Source organism: Prauserella aidingensis, assembly GCF_024171865.1.
GTDB lineage: Bacteria > Actinomycetota > Actinomycetes > Mycobacteriales > Pseudonocardiaceae > Prauserella > Prauserella aidingensis.
On the sequence record NZ_JAMTCN010000039.1, the window covers coordinates 1 to 15,115 of the forward strand.

The window sequence follows — 15,115 nt, forward strand, 5'->3', positions numbered from 1 at the left end:
GCCCCAGCAAGATCGGCAGCATCATCCAAGCCGCACTCGCCCTCACTCACCTCGAACACCGGCCGACCTGAAACTCGCTGAGATCAACTCAATGAAGCGAAGGGCCGGTACACATGAGTATTGTCGATGAACCCCGCGCATCGACGACCACGTCGGACGCTGTGGATGCGGATGTCCTCATTGTAGGTTACGGCCCGGTCGGTCAGAGCCTGGCAGCTCTACTGGGCGCGTCGGGGCACCACGTTCTGGTGTGCGAGCGGCGAGTCGGGCGCTACGAGACGCCCCGAGCCGGACACTTTGATCACGAGATCATGCGCGTCTTTCAGTCTTTGGGCATTGCGGACGACGTACGACGCATTGCCGAACCAGCTCGTGTGTATGAGTTTCTCGATGCCGACGGAGGCGTGATTTCTCGCCTACCACGGGAATGGGCCGCTCCCTCCGGCTGGGACGCGTCGTATCACTTCTACCAGCCGGAACTCGAAGGTGTCCTGGACGCGGCGGTCCGCCGATGCTCCACAGTAGACGTTCGTTTCGGTGCGGAGCTGGTCGATCTGCGCCAGGGGGACAACCACGTGGTGGCGACGTTGGCGGACGGCGGCGTCGTCACCGCTCGTTATGTGGTCGGGGCAGACGGCGTCAACAGCGCGGTACGCGCGCTCTGCGGTATTCGGACGGACGATCTCGGTTTCCGGGGCGACTGGCTGGTCGTCGACGTCCGGCCGCGGCCTGGCGTCCCGGCACTGGATATCCCGGACACCGGCCAGGTGCTCGACCCCGCGAGGCCGAACCACATGGGCCGGGTGGCTCAGCGGTACTTTCGCTGGGAGTTCATGCTCGTCGAGGGCGACGATCCCACCGAGATGGTGGAGCCGGAACGCGTCTGGGAGTTGCTCAAGCCCTGGATCGGCCCGCAAGAAGGGGAAGTGATCCGGCGGACGGTCTACCAGTTCAGATCCGTCGTGGCCGATACGTTCCGCCGCCGGTCGGTTCTGCTTGCCGGCGACGCTGCGCACGCCATGCCGCCGTTCCTCGGACAAGGCATGAGTTCTGGTATCCGGGATGCCGCAACCCTGAGTTGGATGTTCGACCTCGTGCTGACCGGCGCCGCGGACCCGAAGCTCCTGGACCTGTACACGGCCTCGAGAAAGCCGCAGGTCACCGCCTACATCGAAGAGTCGGTGCGGGTAGGGACCGTCGTCTGTGACACCGACCCCGTTCGTGCGGCGCAACGTCGTGACGAGATGCGGTCAACAACCGAGCTTCCACCACCGTTCCAACCGCCCGTCGGGGCGGGTTTCCAAGACGGGCAACCGTTGGCCGGTCGATTGGCCGTACAGCCCTTGCTGCGCACGGGCGACGGGAAGACCGTTCGATCCGACGATGAGCTTGGCCGCGGGTTCAACCTGTTCAGCATGGTTGAACTGGACGCGGCGACGACTGCGGCAGTCTCGGACCTCGAGCGCGCCATTGGGCTGCGGTCGGTGGTGGTTGGCGCCGAAGGATTGCAGGAAGAAGGTGGGGCGCTGAGTGATTGGCTCAAGGAGCACGGTGTCGTGGCCGTGCTGGTTCGCCCGGACTTCTATGTCTTTGGCACTGCTACCGGGCTCTCCGAGATAACGGGTCTGCTCGCCTCACTTCGCGCAAGCCTGTGGCTGGTGTAGCGGCGTGACACCCGCTCGCGCGGCGATCAACGGAAGCCCGGATCAAGCGTCCTGCATGACGCCATCCTCGCGCGGAGCACAAGACGGCCACACGAAGGGAATCTCATGCCGAAGACGAGCAACGGTATCTACTACGAGGAGCAGGGAAACGGGCCGGACTCGATCGTTCTGCTGCCCGGACTCGGTTGCTCGCTCAAGTGTTGGTCCGAGGTGGCACCCCAACTCGACGGCTACCGCCTGGTTCTCATGGACCTGCCGGGCCACGCGGGTTCCATCCATGCGCCTGCCGATGGATCGAACCTCGCCACGCTCGCCCCAACGGTGATCGACGCGTGTGATGAACTCGGCCTCGAACGCTTCGCTATCGTCGGTCTCTCCTTCGGAGGCGCGGTCAGCGTACGGATCGCTCTCAACCGGCCCGACCAGGTGCTCGCGGTCATGGCGCTCATGCCGTGGAACGCGGGCGGTACCGAGGCGGGCGATCCAGTCATCGAACGGTTCTACAAGTCCTTTGGCGACATCGAAGCCCTCACGCAGGCCATTAGGGCGATCTCGCTGGACCCGAGCAAGACGACGGATGTTGCGCGCACGATGTCGACCGCTGTCACAGAGCAGTTCTGGCGCAGCTGGCTCGGCGACGGTGGCGGTGCTTACACGAGCATGTTCGAGGAGCTGCCCGGGATCGCCGTGCCGGCGTGCTACGTCCTCGGCGGCAGAGACACGATCGCCCCGCAGGACAAGTTGATCGCCGACGTCCGCGCGATGCCCGGAGGCCGGCTGGTCTTCTTGTCGAACGCAGGACATCTCGCCCCTTACGAGTCTCCCGAGGTCATCTCTCGGGAGATCCGTGAGTTCGTCAGCCGCTACGCGAACACCAGCGTAGGAACTGGCTGAGTCTAAACGAACGCCGCCACACGGGTGCGATACATGACACGCGGTGGTCGCTAGGGGCCGGATGGAAGGCGGCAGGTTCGTCACGACCGACCACCCATTTCTGAGCCTTGACGATGCGAGCTGTCGTACGTGGTGCATCGTGTACCGATGCGAGGTCGGTGCGGAGTGCGGCGATGCCGAGACCGAGGGCGGCGACGGCAGCGGCCGTGTGGGTGAGGATGACCACGGTGTGCCACATGACGACCTCTACGGAGGAGTCCCGTTCACCGTGGCACCGATCACTGTGACATGTCGATATGTCATGTCGACCCTTGCGTGGAAGTGCGCGTTGCGGTGCCCTTCGTGTTGATCAACGTGCTCCGCCAGCCGGTCCGGGACCAGCCAGCACCTTCGATGCCCCGGGCGGTATCGGGACCACGAGCAGTGGCGCAACGCCATCCGCGTGCCTGGTCACTCGCCTCTGGACACCCGCCCCTGGTCACCAGCCGTGGCCACCTTGTTCGAGCGAGGTGACCTCAGCTCCACACATCATGGTCGACCCGTGACAGGGTCGGCCCCTTCTCATCGGCCGTTCCCGCATGCCTTGGCGAGGCGGTTCGGAGTGAGCGCCATGTACTCACGGACCGTCCTCGGCCCGGTAGACCTTGTCGGCGAAGACGTCGAGCGCTGCGAAGCAGTCCCGCAAGGCCGTCTCGGCCTCGCCCCTGCGATCGGCGCCGAGCGAGTCCCGGAGCCGGACCTTGTCGAACCAGCCCCGCAGCTTGGTGAGGTCCTCGTCGTTCTCGTCCAGCTCCGCGTAGGTGAACTTCTCGGCGCTCGTCTCCTTCTCGATCTCGGCCAGGAAACCGCGACAACGGTCGATGATCTCCTCGTACTCCTCGTCCCGCGCGGCGTTGTAGGTCGCGACGACGTCGGGATTGCCGGCCAGCACGTCGCAGCGCATGAGTTGCGCCGAGCCACCCAGCTCCTCGATGTGTTTGCGCAGCGCACGCAGCGACCGTTCGTGGGTCGGAGACTCGGGCAGCACCGCCACCGAGTTCTGCAGGTAGACCGCGCCGATACTCTTCAGTTTCCGCCACACGCTCGCGCGCAACCGCGTCGGCTCGCGGGGAACCCGGTAGACGAGCAGCAGCCACCCCTGGCCGGTCTCGTGGTCGGAGAAGTCCATCGTCACACCCTTCAGCGTGCCAGCACGCAGTCGAGCACGGTCCCGGCCGACGCCGGCGGCGACGCGATCGTCACCGGTCATCCACGGGATCGGTCGCATGGTCGGGCCGCCGGGCGTGCCGGGGCAGCCGGACTGCGCACACCGCCGCGGCGACCAGCACGGGCAGTACGAACAGGACGGCCAGTGCTTCTCGGTAGGAATCCGACCACCCTCTGCCCAGCGCGAGTACGAGAGGTCCGAGCGCAGACGTGCCGATGACGACCGCATGCACCGCACCGCGCAGAGTTCCGAGGTGTCCGAGTCCGAAGCAGTCTCCGAACGCGACTCCCTTCAGCGTGCGCACCCCACCGGTGCAGGCGCCGAGCGCCACGCCGTAAGCGACGGCCGTCCACCCCGGACGCACCCACCCGGCGGTGAGTGTGGTGAGCGCGAGCACCGCCATGATGGCGACGACGAGTGCACGGTCGCCGACGTGGTCGGCCGCCCAGCCCACGAGGAGACTGGCGAGCAGCCCGGCGACCAGTTGCGGGACGAAGTTCGCGGCCGCTTCGGCCGTGCCCAGGCCGCGTTCCCCAACAGGGAAACCTGATGGAACATCAATGCCGTGGTGATCAGGCTGCACACGCCTGCACCGCTGACGACGACCCAGAACACGGGCGTCCGGCTCGCGTCCCGCAACGTCCAGTCGGCGGACGGCCCGTGTCCCCGGTCCGCCGCCTCGCCGCCGGGACGGTATCTCGAGCCGGGTTCGGCCGGCTTCACGTTCGTTGCGGTCTCCCCGCCGGAGTGCACGTGCGGCGGAAGGATCAGCAGTGCCACCGGCACCATGATCACGAGAACGGCCCAGCCCTCCAACTGCCAGACGGTGCGCCAGCCGAGGTCGCCGATCAGCCGCTCGAGCGCCAACGGTGCGAGGGAGATCGCAGAGGTGCCGATCGCCGAGACGATTCCCGTCGCCAGGCCTTTGTGCCGCAGCATGTACATGGTCACCGCGGTGGTCGCCACGAGGCTCAGTGCTCCCTGCCCTCCGACGCGGATGCCGACGAAGGCCGCGGTCAGGCCGGCCAACTCGGTGACGGTCCCGGCAGCGAGCAGGGCCACACCGAAACAGACACCGACGGCCAGCATCGCGCGGCGTGCGCCGAAGCGATCCAGCAGCTTGCCGAGTAGCGGAATCACCAGCGCAGCGGCCAGTGAGCCGATCGAGTAGGCCATGGCCACCGCCGACCGGGACACGTGCAGCGATGCGGCCAGCGGGTCGACGAACAGTGAGATGGCCGCGGTCTGCCCCGGAGCGGTCATGGCCAGCGCCACGGAGGCCGAGACGATCACCCGGCCCCGGTAGCCGGTCGGACCCCGGGGTGCGCTTCTCACCCGCGTTGCCGTGGACGGATCGACGCCGATCGACACGAGAGCTCCCGCGTGCGTGGTGGTGGCGGGTCAGGGCTTGAAGAACGAGGAGTCGTGGGTTTCGCCGAGTGCTGCGCGTCCGATCGTGGCGAGGACGTGATCGTCGTTGTCGTGGCGTGCGTAGAACGTGAGGTCGCGCAGAATCCGTTCCACCGGACTGGGCCGGACGAGGCTGCGCGCCCCGCAGGCTCGGACGCAGTGGTCGACCGTTTCCAGCGCGAGGTGTTCGACCAGGTGGCGGGCGCTGTTCCCCGCGCGCTGCGCTCCGGCGCGGTGACCGCTGTCCCAGAGTCGTGCGACGTGGGCCAGCCACAGGTGCGAGGTGTCGATGTTGACCTTCATGGAACCGGCGCGTTGCTGGACGTAGGGATCTGCGGTCTTGTTCTGGCGGGCGAGATACTCGAGCGCGTAGTCGAAGGCGCCTTCGGCCGCGCCGAGGAAACTGGCCGCGTAGTGCGGGGTGAAGGCACTCTGCCAGCCCTGATGCAGATAGGCGCCGGGGGCGCCGACGAGGTTCGCCTCGGGCAGGAACGTCCGGTCGAACTCCACCACGTGACTCGCCGTGGCCCGCATGCCGATCGGGTCCCACCACGACTCGTCGACGGTGACGGTGGGATCGGAGAGGTCACACGCCAGCAGGAGCAGCCCCTCGGGCGGGGCGTCGGCGTGCCTGGCACCGCCCGGGCCCGCGGTGTTGACCAGCAGGAGGGCCCAGTCCGCACCGGTCGCGCCCGTCGCGAACGCCTTCGTCCCGTCCAGCACCCATCCGCCCTCGACGGCGGTGATGCTCGTGCCGAACCGCGCACCCTCACCGGGCTTTCGCGCCTGTGGCTCGCCGCTCCACGCCACCCATTTCTGTTCCCGGTGGACGATGCCGTCGAACCAGCGTTCCTGTTGCTGTTCGGACGCCAGCGCGTGGAGGAGCACGAGCGAGTTGGTGTGCCCCTCCCAGCATCGGCCCAGTGAGAGGTCGGCCTTGGCCAGCTCCTTGGTCATCAGCCACCACGTGAGCGTGTCACCGTTCAACGGGCCGAGCCCCAACCCTCCGTGTTCGCGCGGGACGGTCGCGGCGTTCAGGCCCGCGGCGGCCAGGTCGTCGAAGTCCTCGCCGGGAAAGGTGCCTGCCCGGTCGTGTTCGTCCGCGCGCTTGGCGCACTCCGCGGCGACGTCGCCGACCTGGTGGAGCAGTTCGCGGCTGCGCGGACCGAGGCTCTGCAGCCACGTCGCTTCCGAGATCGAGAGGTCCACGTGTGATCCTTCCTTCGGGGCTGTCGGGTCGTTACGTTCGGGGAGCCGGGGCTGTCTGGTCCGGCCTGCCGCGCCGCGCGGCGCGCAGCAGCGCGCGGGTCTGTTCGGTGGGGAGGTGCCGACCGGTCATGAACGTGAACTGGCAACCGGCGTCGGCGAGCAGCACGTCCCACCCGTCGACGACCGTGAGCCCGCGCTCGCGGGCGGCGGTGACGACCGCCGTCTCCTCGGAGGTGTAGACCATGTCGACGACGACCGCGTCGTCGGGAGGTTCGAACCGGAACGGCACGTGGTCGGTCACCGGTGTCGCATGCACGAGCAGCGAGTACCCGTTCGCGCCGAACGCGTCGAGGGGTGTGAAGTCGAAGCCGAGCGCTTCGGCGACCGCCCGGCCGCGATCGGGATCGCGGTTGACCAGCACCGGTTCCGCACCGCATGCGGTGAGCGCGAGCGCGGCGGCGCGCCCGGCACCGCCGCAACCGATCACGGCAGCCTTGCGGCCGGATACGGGTACGGCGAAGTCGGCCAACGCCTTGCTGACCGCGGGGCTGTTGGACGTGTCGGCGCACCAGGAATCCCCACGCCGGACGAGCGAGTTCGCCGCCCCGGACCTGCGTGCTGCGCGGCTGGTCGTATCCGCCGTCGTGAGCGCGGCCTCCTTGTGCGGAGAGACCACGGTGGCGGCCTTCAGTGGCAGGCCGATGCCTGACAGGCCCGACTCGGCGACGTCGCTCCAGAAGGAGGCGAAATCCTCGACCTGGAACGGCACGTACAGCGCCGGGATGCCGAGCGCGCGGTAGCCGGTGTTGTGCACGCGTGGCGACACCGATGTCAGCACCGAGCGGCCGATGATGCCGTACACGGCGTGCAGGGGAGGAAGGTGCGGAAAGCCGTAGTCGGCCACGAGCCGGTCGACGGTGGGCACGTCGGCGCTGCCGTCGCACACGCTGCCGAAGACGACCGGAGCACCGAGCCGGGGAGCCAGCAGGCGACTCCAGAAACCGGCCGATCCGGTCGCGAACGCGGTGACGTCCGGTCGCCCGATGTCGTGGAGAAACCGCAACGGCGCCAACGCCTGTTCCGCCCGTGACACGTCGGTCGTGAGTAGGTAGAGGCCGGCGCCGACGGAAGCCATACGGTCGAAGCGTGCGTGCAGCGCGGTGTGATCCGCGGTGATTCCGTGCCAGGAGATGCGCCGTTGTGGCACCGGAATGCGGTTCAGTACGGCCGGGACCAGGTCGTGATCGGCTTCCAGATCGACCACGTCGTAGTGCTCGGCAGCGGCGAGAAGTCGCGCGTGCCGCTCCTCGGTCGAACCGTCGAACTCGCCGCCGTGGTCCCGACTGCGGAGGCAGTACACCCATCGGCAGCCGAAACGCTCCCGTAGCCCTGCCGTGGCCGGATCGCCGACGAGATCGGCTCGCACGTCGAGCAGATCGGGCCGGTGCCGTAGTGCGGCCAGTTCGCCGGCATCGCCGGACAGCGGCTCGGTGACGACCGCGTTGACCGCAGCACTGGTCCACGGTGGTCCTGAACTCTCGGTGCGAAGCAATGTCGCCTCCCGGTTGCGTGAACGGCGGAATCGGTCGGGTGTGGGGACCGGCACGGCGCACCGCCCCCACGCATGTCCGCGGAGAATCAGTCCCGAAGGCGTGTCACCGGCGATGCCGGCCGCATCGACTCGTGCGAGGAGGTGCCGGTCTCAGGTTCTCGTGCGCCGTCGCTTCACGGCGTTGATGACGGTGTCGAGGACGACGAACCCGATCAGAGTGACGCCGAGGACGGGCATGGCCCAGGCGAGGATCGCGCTGGTGACCACCACTGCGAGCAGTTCCGCCTTCGAGAGACTGCGCCACACCGGCGGCGGGTTGGGCGGCCACAACGCATGGCGGGGACGCCGGTTCCACCACATCCGATAGGCGAGGACGATCAGTACCAAAGTGCCGAGGGCCAGCAGTGAGACGACGATCTGATTGCCGATGCCGAACAGCGTGCCGTCGTGCGCCTGGACGCCGAAGATGTTGAGCTTGGCCAGAAGCGGGAAGTCGTCGAACGCGACACGTTCGATCACCTGACCGTTGTAGGGATCCACCGCGATGCTGTCCCGCTGGATCGGCCAGCCCGTCGAGGTCTCCGCGACATGCCACACCGCGCCTGGTTCCGCGGGCGCGGTGATGGTCAGTTCCCCGCGCATACCTTCGGCGTCGGCGGTCTCGCGTACGCGATCGATGCCGATCTGCTCTTCACCCGGTGGTACGGGGACTTTCTCCGTTTCGAGTTCCGGCGCGGTGGAGTCGAAGGTTTCGAGCAACTGGTCCACCCGGTCGCCCACGTAGTTGGATTGCGAGAACCCGGTGACGGCGAGTGCGACGATCCCGAGGCCGAGCAGCAGTCCCAGCGAGCCGTGCAGTCCCCGCAGCCGGGCGTACTGGGACGACGGTCGGTGCGCACGGGTGCGCAGACCGCGCGACCCGCCGGAGCGCCGTCGCGCGACCCACAGTGCGAGTCCGCAGGCCACGATCACCGGAAGCCAGGTGGTCGCGAACTCGGAGTACAACCTGCCCGGAGGGCCGAGGTGGAGATTGCCGTGGGAGTGCCGCAACCACGCCTGTGCCGGCGGGCGGTCCTTGACCGTGATGAGCTCGCCCTGCACGCGATTGGTGGTCGGGTTCACGTAGACGGTGAGGTCTTCGTCGGCGAACTCGTCGACGTCCGGCAGTCCGGGTACCGCCATGACGACCTTGGTGGTGCGGTCCTCGTCCGGAGGAGGGAGGACCGCCTTGACCGTCCCTTCCGGATGAGCCTCCTCGGCCGCGGCGACCTGGTCCGACAGCGGCCGGGGCACTCCGGTGTCGGTGTCGACGAACAGTTCTTGCTCGTGCACTGCGTCGACGATCTGCGGGGTGAACGCGTTGGCGAGTCCGGTCAGGCACATGATCGCCAGGAACGGCGCGACCGCGAAACCCGCCAGGAAATGCACTCGCCGCGCGAGGAGTCCCAGTCCTGAACGTGGTTTCTCGGTGTTCGGAACGTCGGGGGAAACGGTTCCCGGGGTGATCGGTGGTTCCTCGAGCGTCTCCGGTGATCCGTCCGTGGTGCGCTTTTCCATGGGGCTCCCAATAAGTGCGCAGGGTGGAACGGCCCACAATGTGATGGCGGTTTCCAGAACTGCGAAACCAATTATGAGCCCGCGTCGTCGTTGCTCGTCTTCTACTGGGAAGATGTTGATCCACTGTTGCGCCGGTATCAATGTCCGGGTGACGGAAGGGTTTTCGTCCGTGACGGCCGGGAGGATCCGTCCAACGGACGGGATTACGCGGTGGTTTCGGGATCGCGAACTCGCCCCGGAGCGATAGGCGCGGGAAAAGTGTAACCACGGTTAGCTTTCACGTGCAGCAGCGTTGCGTTTTCAGTGCTCGGGTGTGGGATGAGCGAGGGGTGTCGTCGTCGGTTGTGGTGCGGCCTGCGTGCTCGAGTGACGTCCGCACAGGTGGCGTGAAAATGGTCATCGACGACGGTTGTGGACGTATCGGATCGAAGGCGACGAGCTGGTTCCCGTATCAGGAACCGGTGCGGAACTCCCGCGGCAGGCCCGTCGAGTGTCGGCCGCTCGCCCTGCGTGAACCACGGTGAGACCACGGAGGTCGTCCTTGTCCGATCCGGCGATCTGTCCGTTTATGCGCATTCGGCCCAGCGTGCAATGCGACATGTAGCGGTGACCCCTACTCCGTACTGCCCAATTAGTTGAACACGGTCTGTCCGAAAGCAATTCCGGCGTGTAACGATCCTCGCCGGAAATCTTGGGATCATCCCGCTTGTCTGACGGGTCCTGAGTGATGAATTTCAGGGAGGTTGACCGAAATGCTGAAATTCCGTGGCCGACGGAGATCCCGGAGGCCGTTCGCACTCGGCTTGGCTGCCGCCGTCACCGGGCTGGCGCTGACCGCGCCGACGGCGGCCGCAGCGTCACCCGGTGACGACGTGCAGCACAGCAACAACGTCCACCCGGTGGCCAACGTGCCGCAGCAGGGGCCGCTGGAGGGGTCCACGCACAGCGACCTGGCGTTCTACCAGGACTACGCCATCCAGGGCGCCTACGACGGTTTCACCATTTACGACATCTCCAAGCCGCACAAGCCGAAGACCGTCACCCAGGTGCACTGCCCGGGCGGGCAGGGCGACGTGTCGGTGAGCCCGGACGGCGACCTGCTGTTCATGTCGGTGGACTACGCGCGCACCGACGACACCTGCCAGAGCGAGTCGGGGTCCTACGACGATCCGAACTCGTGGGAAGGCGTGCGGGTCTTCGACATCAGCGACAAGTCGAACCCCCGCTACCTCAAGGGGGTCCAGACCAGTTGTGGCTCGCACACGCACACCATGGTTCCGGACAACGACAGCGAGGACGTGCTCCTCTACGTCTCGTCGTACAACCCGGATCCGGCTTTCCCGAACTGCCAGCCGCCGCACGACTCGATCTCGATCATCAACGTCCCGGCCGACAGCCCGGCCGACGCGGAGGTCGTCGCCGAGCCGGTGCTGTTCCCGGACGGCGGATCGGCGGGCACCGCGGGCTGCCACGACATCACGGTCTTCCCCGAGCAGGACCTCGCGGGCGGGGCCTGCATGGGTGACGGCGCGCTGATGGACATCTCCGACCGCGTCGACCCGAAGGTGATCACCACCGTGTCGGACCCGAACTTCGCGTTCTACCACTCGGCGACGTTCACCAACGACGGCAAGAGCGTCCTGTTCACCGACGAGCTCGGGGGCGGCGGCGCGCCGACGTGCAACGAGATGGTCGGCCCGGAGCGCGGCGCCGACGCGATCTACAACATCACCGGCAGCGGGGACGACCGCGAGCTCGACTTCCAGAGCTACTACAAGATCCCGCGTCACCAGGAGAACACCGAGAACTGCGTGGCACACAACGGGAATCTGATCCCCGTTCCGGGGCGGAACGTCTACGTGCAGTCCTGGTACCAGGGCGGTGTGTCGATCTTCGACTTCACCGACACCACCGCGCCGCATGAGATCGGCTACTTCGACCGCGGCCCGGTCGACGAGGAGCAGCTGACCCTCGGCGGTTCCTGGTCGGCGTACTACTACAACGGGTACGTCTACTCCAGTGACATCACGCGTGGTCTGGACGTCATGAAGGTGACCGGTCCCGGCATGGGCCAGGCTCAGCAGGTCGAGCTGGACGTCCTCAACCCGCAGACCCAGTACTCGTACCCCGAGTGATCGATCCGTCCCGCCGCTGGGCCCGGTGTGCCGCCGGGCCCAGCGGCGGGCTTTTCGGAAGGGAGTGGGCGATGTCCCTGGAGAAACCGTCCCTGCGGACACTCTCGCTGCTGGTGGTGCTGCTGGCAGGTATGCTCGGGGCGGGAACCGCGAGTGCGGCCGCGTCGACGTACAACGAGGTCGACGCCGAGTTCACCCGCATGATGATCCCGCACCACCAGCAGGCGATCCTCATGTCCGAACTGGCCCCGGAGCGGGCGGCGGACACCGAGCTGGCCGCGCTGGCCGACCGTATACACGTCGAGCAAGGGCTGGAGATCTGGATGATGCAGGGCTGGCAGGGCCGCAACGGCCTGCCGGTCACCGACCCGGAGGCCGCGTACCAGGACGTGCTCGACAACCCCGACATGGTCGAGCGGATGGGTATGGCCACCAGGGAGGAAATGGACCGGCTCGCCACCCTGTCCGGTGCCGAGTTCGACCGCATGTTCCTGGACCTGATGATCCCGCACCACGACGGTGCGGTCGACATGTTGCGGGACGTGATCCTCAATGGCAGTGACCAGGAGTTGAACCAGATGGCCCAGGACATGATGTCCACGCAGAAGGCCCAGCTGGCGACCATGCGCGACATGCGCGACTCCGTGTGATGCGAGCGCGCCTGCCCGGGCCGTTATCGGCGGCCCGGGCAGGGTCGTAGTGGACTGACGCGGTCCCGTTCGGCCCTTGAGGTTCGCCCGCCGGATGAGGCAGGCCGTCGACGATCGGCCCGTCGAGGGTGTCAGGTCTCGGTCGTCGACTCGGGCAGGTCGATGCCCAGATGGGACGGGAGTTCGTCCAGCCAGGCGAGGGTGGCGCGTTCGTAGCCGATGCCGAGTTCGAGCGTGGCGCGTCTGCCACCCGCGTGGGGCGAGTCGTCCGCGGCGAGCTGTTCGCGGAGACGCTCGTACCGTTCGATCTTCTCGGCGTGCCGGCGCCGCTGGTCCTCGACCAGCTCCGCGAACCGGTCCGGTGGGATGTCGGATGCGAATGCCACCGTCAGCAGGAACGGCACGCGCACGTTCTCGCCCCGGGGAGTGCTCGCGACCCAGTCCAGGTAGGCGTCCCGCCCCGCGTCGGTGATGCGATAGCGCCGTCGCCCCCGCACCTCCTCCTGCGCCGACTCGCACAGGCCCTCCCGTTCCAGCGCCGCGAGCTCCCGGTACGCCTGGCTGCGCTGGATCGTCCAGAAGTTGCCGACGCGGCTGCCTGCCTCCTCCACGAGCTCCCAGCCCGTCATCGGCTTCTCCGCGAGGAGCCCGAGCAGGGCTCCCGCCGTCGCACTGACCGTCACGCTCACTCCCTCGCCCGCGGACCGTCGTCATCGTGGCACGGCGTCACCCGAGAGGTCCGGACCGCGGCACGCCGGCTGAGCCCCGGCTCATTCCGCGGCTGCGGTGTCGACAGGGAGTCGCCGCCGGAGCAGGTGCAACGTGGTGCTGCCGACGACCGGCACGAGGACCGCGGTGGCGACGACGGCGAACGGCCCGAGCCCGGAGCGCATCGCCGGGAGGATCAGGAACCCGGTGACCAGTGCGATCACGTTGAAGCCGACGTGGGACAGCACGTCCCGGCGGCGGCCCAGGCGCGCCGACCGTTCGGCCAGCACGGCCCGGACGATCATGACGGCCCCCAGCACGGCGAGGCCGGAGAAGATCGCGGTGGTCGCCGGTGCGCGCTCGGCCCAGCGGAGAGCGATGGCTACGGGGAGGGCCGCAGTCATGATCACGATGGTCGCGGTGTGTGCCCGCAGCAGCGGCGGGAAGCGGAGCGCGGCGATACCGAGACCGAGCGCGGCGACGGCAGCGGCCGCGTGGACGAGGACGACGACGGTGTGCCAGACGACGGTGTGCCACATGACGACCTCCACGGAGGAGTTCCGTTCACCGTGGCACCGATCACTGTGACATGTCAATGTGTCATGTCGGGCCGAGCGTGACGGGGGTGACGGCGCGTCGATCAACGGAGCACCGACCCGCGGAGCACCGACCCGCGGAGCACCGATCAACGGGGCGTCGACCACCCGGGCGTCGAACAGCGGAGGGCCGATCAGTGGCGACCCGCGCGCCGAACGGGTTAGAAGCCACCCCGGTGTGGGTACGGTGCCGCCATGTCGGAACCCGCTCACTCCGCACCGGATCACGACGCCGACACGAACGCCGTCGACGCGAACCGTGCCGACGAGAACAGTGCCGACGAGAACAGCGAGGAGGAACAGGCCGCCGCCGAGGACACGAGCGACGTCGGCACCGATCCGGAGGAGGACCCGGAGGCGCAGCAACGTCTCGGGGAGGCCGAACATCCCGGAGGGCGGGTGGCCGTCATCGGTGTCGTCGCGGATCCGGACCTGCCCGTCGACGTCGGGTCGCTCATCGCCGACGAACTCACCCAGTGGCTCGGCGACCGCACCGGTGAGGACTGGCAGGTGCAGGTCGTCTCCGACCCCATCGCCGCGGGCTCGGCCGAGACGAGTGAACTCTTCGACACCCTCGAGCGCTATCGGGACCACGAGCAGTGGCGCTACGTCATCTGCGTGACGGATCTTCCGCTGCTCCTGCGGTCACGCCCGTTGTTGGCCGAATGCAGCCGCGAACGAGGACTCGCCGTCGTGTCGATGCCGGCACTCGGTTTCCGGCACCGCACACCGTTGCGGCAGATCTCGGCGGTCCTCGTCCGCGAGCTGTTCCAGGAGGAGCGCGACACCGATCGGGTCACCGAGTCGTCGCCCGCGGTGGCCAGGGCCGACATCGACGACGAAGGCAGCGAGGTCCGCTATCCGCTCAGCCGGTTCCTCGGCTGGCCTCGCGTGCTGTGGGGCATGGTGCTGTCCAACCGTCCGTGGCGAGTGGTCTTCGGTCTGTCGAGCGCGCTCGCGGCGGCGCTCGCGACGAGCGCCTTCGGGCTGTCGTCCACGACGATCTGGAAGATCGGGTACCTGCTCCCGCCTGGCAGTCGCATCCTCGGCGGGTTCCTCTCGATCGCCGTCCTCACGGCGTGGTTGATTCTCGGGCACGGCCTGTGGGAGCGCACCAAGAACCGGGAAGGCAGTTTTCGCAAGCTCGTCCCGCTGTACAACACGACAACCGTGCTGACGGTGCTGACCGGCACCGTCATGCTCTACGTGGTGCTGTTCGCGGTGAATCTCGGGTTGGCCGAGTTCCTCGTGCCGCCCGAGCTGTTGACCAGCACGCTCGGTGCGCCACCCGACGTCACGGTCTATCTGACACTGGCCTGGGGGTTCACGAGCATGGGCATGCTGGCGGGAGCCGTCGGCTCGGGGCTGGAGTCGGACGAGGTCGTGCGTCAGGTCGCGTACGGCTACCGCGAACGCGCCCGGCGCCGGGGCCGCGACGAGGTGCGGGAACAGGAGCAGCAGGGGTGATCGCGGCCCTCCGCCTGCTGGCCGCGCGTTGTCGCCGCCCGGCGGCGCGGTCGTGTGGGCGGTAGC

13 protein-coding genes are annotated in these 15,115 nt (G+C 67.8%); 5 read left to right on the forward strand and 8 right to left on the reverse strand.

What is annotated here, in order from left to right; all coding sequences use genetic code 11:
* The first annotated feature begins 113 nt into the window (after nt 1-113).
* Complete coding sequence (gene mhpA / locus LY13_RS24025) at nt 114-1,664, forward strand: bifunctional 3-(3-hydroxy-phenyl)propionate/3-hydroxycinnamic acid hydroxylase MhpA (RefSeq protein ID WP_253830842.1); 1,551 nt, start codon at nt 114-116, stop codon at nt 1,662-1,664.
* A 105-nt stretch (nt 1,665-1,769) separates the two neighbouring features.
* Nucleotides 1,770-2,558, forward strand: a complete 789-nt coding sequence (locus tag LY13_RS24030) for an alpha/beta fold hydrolase (RefSeq protein WP_253830843.1) — start codon at nt 1,770-1,772, stop codon at nt 2,556-2,558.
* Nucleotides 2,559-3,174: 616 nt separating this feature from the next.
* Here the strand turns inward: LY13_RS24030 and LY13_RS24035 are convergent.
* The 6 genes from LY13_RS24035 to LY13_RS24060 form a co-directional block, all read right to left on the reverse strand.
* The gene (locus tag LY13_RS24035; protein ID WP_253830844.1) at nt 3,175-3,807 is read right to left on the reverse strand and encodes a Chromate resistance protein ChrB; all 633 of its coding nucleotides are present in this window, start codon (nt 3,805-3,807) and stop codon (nt 3,175-3,177) included.
* Nucleotides 3,797-4,069, reverse strand: a complete 273-nt coding sequence (locus tag LY13_RS24040) for a hypothetical protein (protein ID WP_253830845.1) — start codon at nt 4,067-4,069, stop codon at nt 3,797-3,799. The genes LY13_RS24035 and LY13_RS24040 overlap by 11 nt, the downstream gene beginning before the upstream one ends.
* Nucleotides 4,057-5,058: an MFS transporter gene (locus LY13_RS24045; protein WP_253830846.1), complete on the reverse strand. Its 1,002-nt coding sequence runs from the start codon at nt 5,056-5,058 to the stop codon at nt 4,057-4,059. The genes LY13_RS24040 and LY13_RS24045 overlap by 13 nt, the downstream gene beginning before the upstream one ends.
* A 108-nt stretch (nt 5,059-5,166) precedes the next feature.
* A complete protein-coding gene (locus LY13_RS24050; protein ID WP_253830847.1) occupies nt 5,167-6,384 on the reverse strand; it encodes an acyl-CoA dehydrogenase family protein in 1,218 nt (405 codons plus the stop codon).
* A 31-nt stretch (nt 6,385-6,415) separates the two neighbouring features.
* The gene (locus LY13_RS24055; RefSeq protein WP_253830848.1) at nt 6,416-7,936 is read right to left on the reverse strand and encodes a bifunctional type I 3-dehydroquinate dehydratase/shikimate dehydrogenase; all 1,521 of its coding nucleotides are present in this window, start codon (nt 7,934-7,936) and stop codon (nt 6,416-6,418) included.
* A 150-nt stretch (nt 7,937-8,086) separates the two neighbouring features.
* Entirely contained in the window at nt 8,087-9,493 is a 1,407-nt protein-coding gene (locus tag LY13_RS24060; RefSeq protein ID WP_253830849.1) for a PepSY-associated TM helix domain-containing protein, read from the reverse strand.
* 752 nt (nt 9,494-10,245) lie between these two features.
* Here LY13_RS24060 and LY13_RS24065 point away from each other — a divergent pair.
* Both LY13_RS24065 and LY13_RS24070 read left to right on the forward strand, forming a co-directional pair.
* Nucleotides 10,246-11,628, forward strand: a complete 1,383-nt coding sequence (locus LY13_RS24065) for an LVIVD repeat-containing protein (RefSeq protein ID WP_372493891.1) — start codon at nt 10,246-10,248, stop codon at nt 11,626-11,628.
* Nucleotides 11,629-11,699: 71 nt separating this feature from the next.
* Entirely contained in the window at nt 11,700-12,278 is a 579-nt protein-coding gene (locus tag LY13_RS24070) for a DUF305 domain-containing protein (RefSeq protein ID WP_253830851.1), read from the forward strand.
* A gap of 131 nt (nt 12,279-12,409) precedes the next feature.
* On the opposite strand, the gene LY13_RS24075 is transcribed toward LY13_RS24070, so the two are convergent.
* Together LY13_RS24075 and LY13_RS24080 are read right to left on the reverse strand one after the other, a co-directional pair.
* A complete protein-coding gene (locus LY13_RS24075; RefSeq protein ID WP_253830852.1) occupies nt 12,410-12,961 on the reverse strand; it encodes a PadR family transcriptional regulator in 552 nt (183 codons plus the stop codon).
* 87 nt (nt 12,962-13,048) lie between these two features.
* Nucleotides 13,049-13,537 (reverse strand): hypothetical protein, encoded by a 489-nt coding sequence (locus LY13_RS24080; RefSeq protein WP_253830853.1) that lies wholly within the window; start codon nt 13,535-13,537, stop codon nt 13,049-13,051.
* A 240-nt stretch (nt 13,538-13,777) separates the two neighbouring features.
* Between LY13_RS24080 and LY13_RS24085 the strand changes: the two genes are divergently transcribed.
* Entirely contained in the window at nt 13,778-15,049 is a 1,272-nt protein-coding gene (locus tag LY13_RS24085) for a hypothetical protein (protein ID WP_253830854.1), read from the forward strand.
* Nucleotides 15,050-15,115: the final 66 nt, after the last annotated feature.

Excerpts from the sequence above, each read along its gene's own strand:
- LY13_RS24085 (WP_253830854.1), top strand. The coding sequence starts at position 13,778 with ATGTCGGAACCCGCTCACTCCGCACCGGATCACGACGCCGACACGAAC.
- LY13_RS24070 (WP_253830851.1), top strand. The coding sequence starts at position 11,700 with ATGTCCCTGGAGAAACCGTCCCTGCGGACACTCTCGCTGCTGGTGGTG.
- mhpA (WP_253830842.1), top strand. The coding sequence starts at position 114 with ATGAGTATTGTCGATGAACCCCGCGCATCGACGACCACGTCGGACGCT.
- LY13_RS24035 (WP_253830844.1), bottom strand. The coding sequence starts at position 3,807 with ATGACCGGTGACGATCGCGTCGCCGCCGGCGTCGGCCGGGACCGTGCT.
- LY13_RS24030 (WP_253830843.1), top strand. The coding sequence starts at position 1,770 with ATGCCGAAGACGAGCAACGGTATCTACTACGAGGAGCAGGGAAACGGG.
- LY13_RS24060 (WP_253830849.1), bottom strand. The coding sequence starts at position 9,493 with ATGGAAAAGCGCACCACGGACGGATCACCGGAGACGCTCGAGGAACCA.
- LY13_RS24065 (WP_372493891.1), top strand. The coding sequence starts at position 10,246 with ATGCTGAAATTCCGTGGCCGACGGAGATCCCGGAGGCCGTTCGCACTC.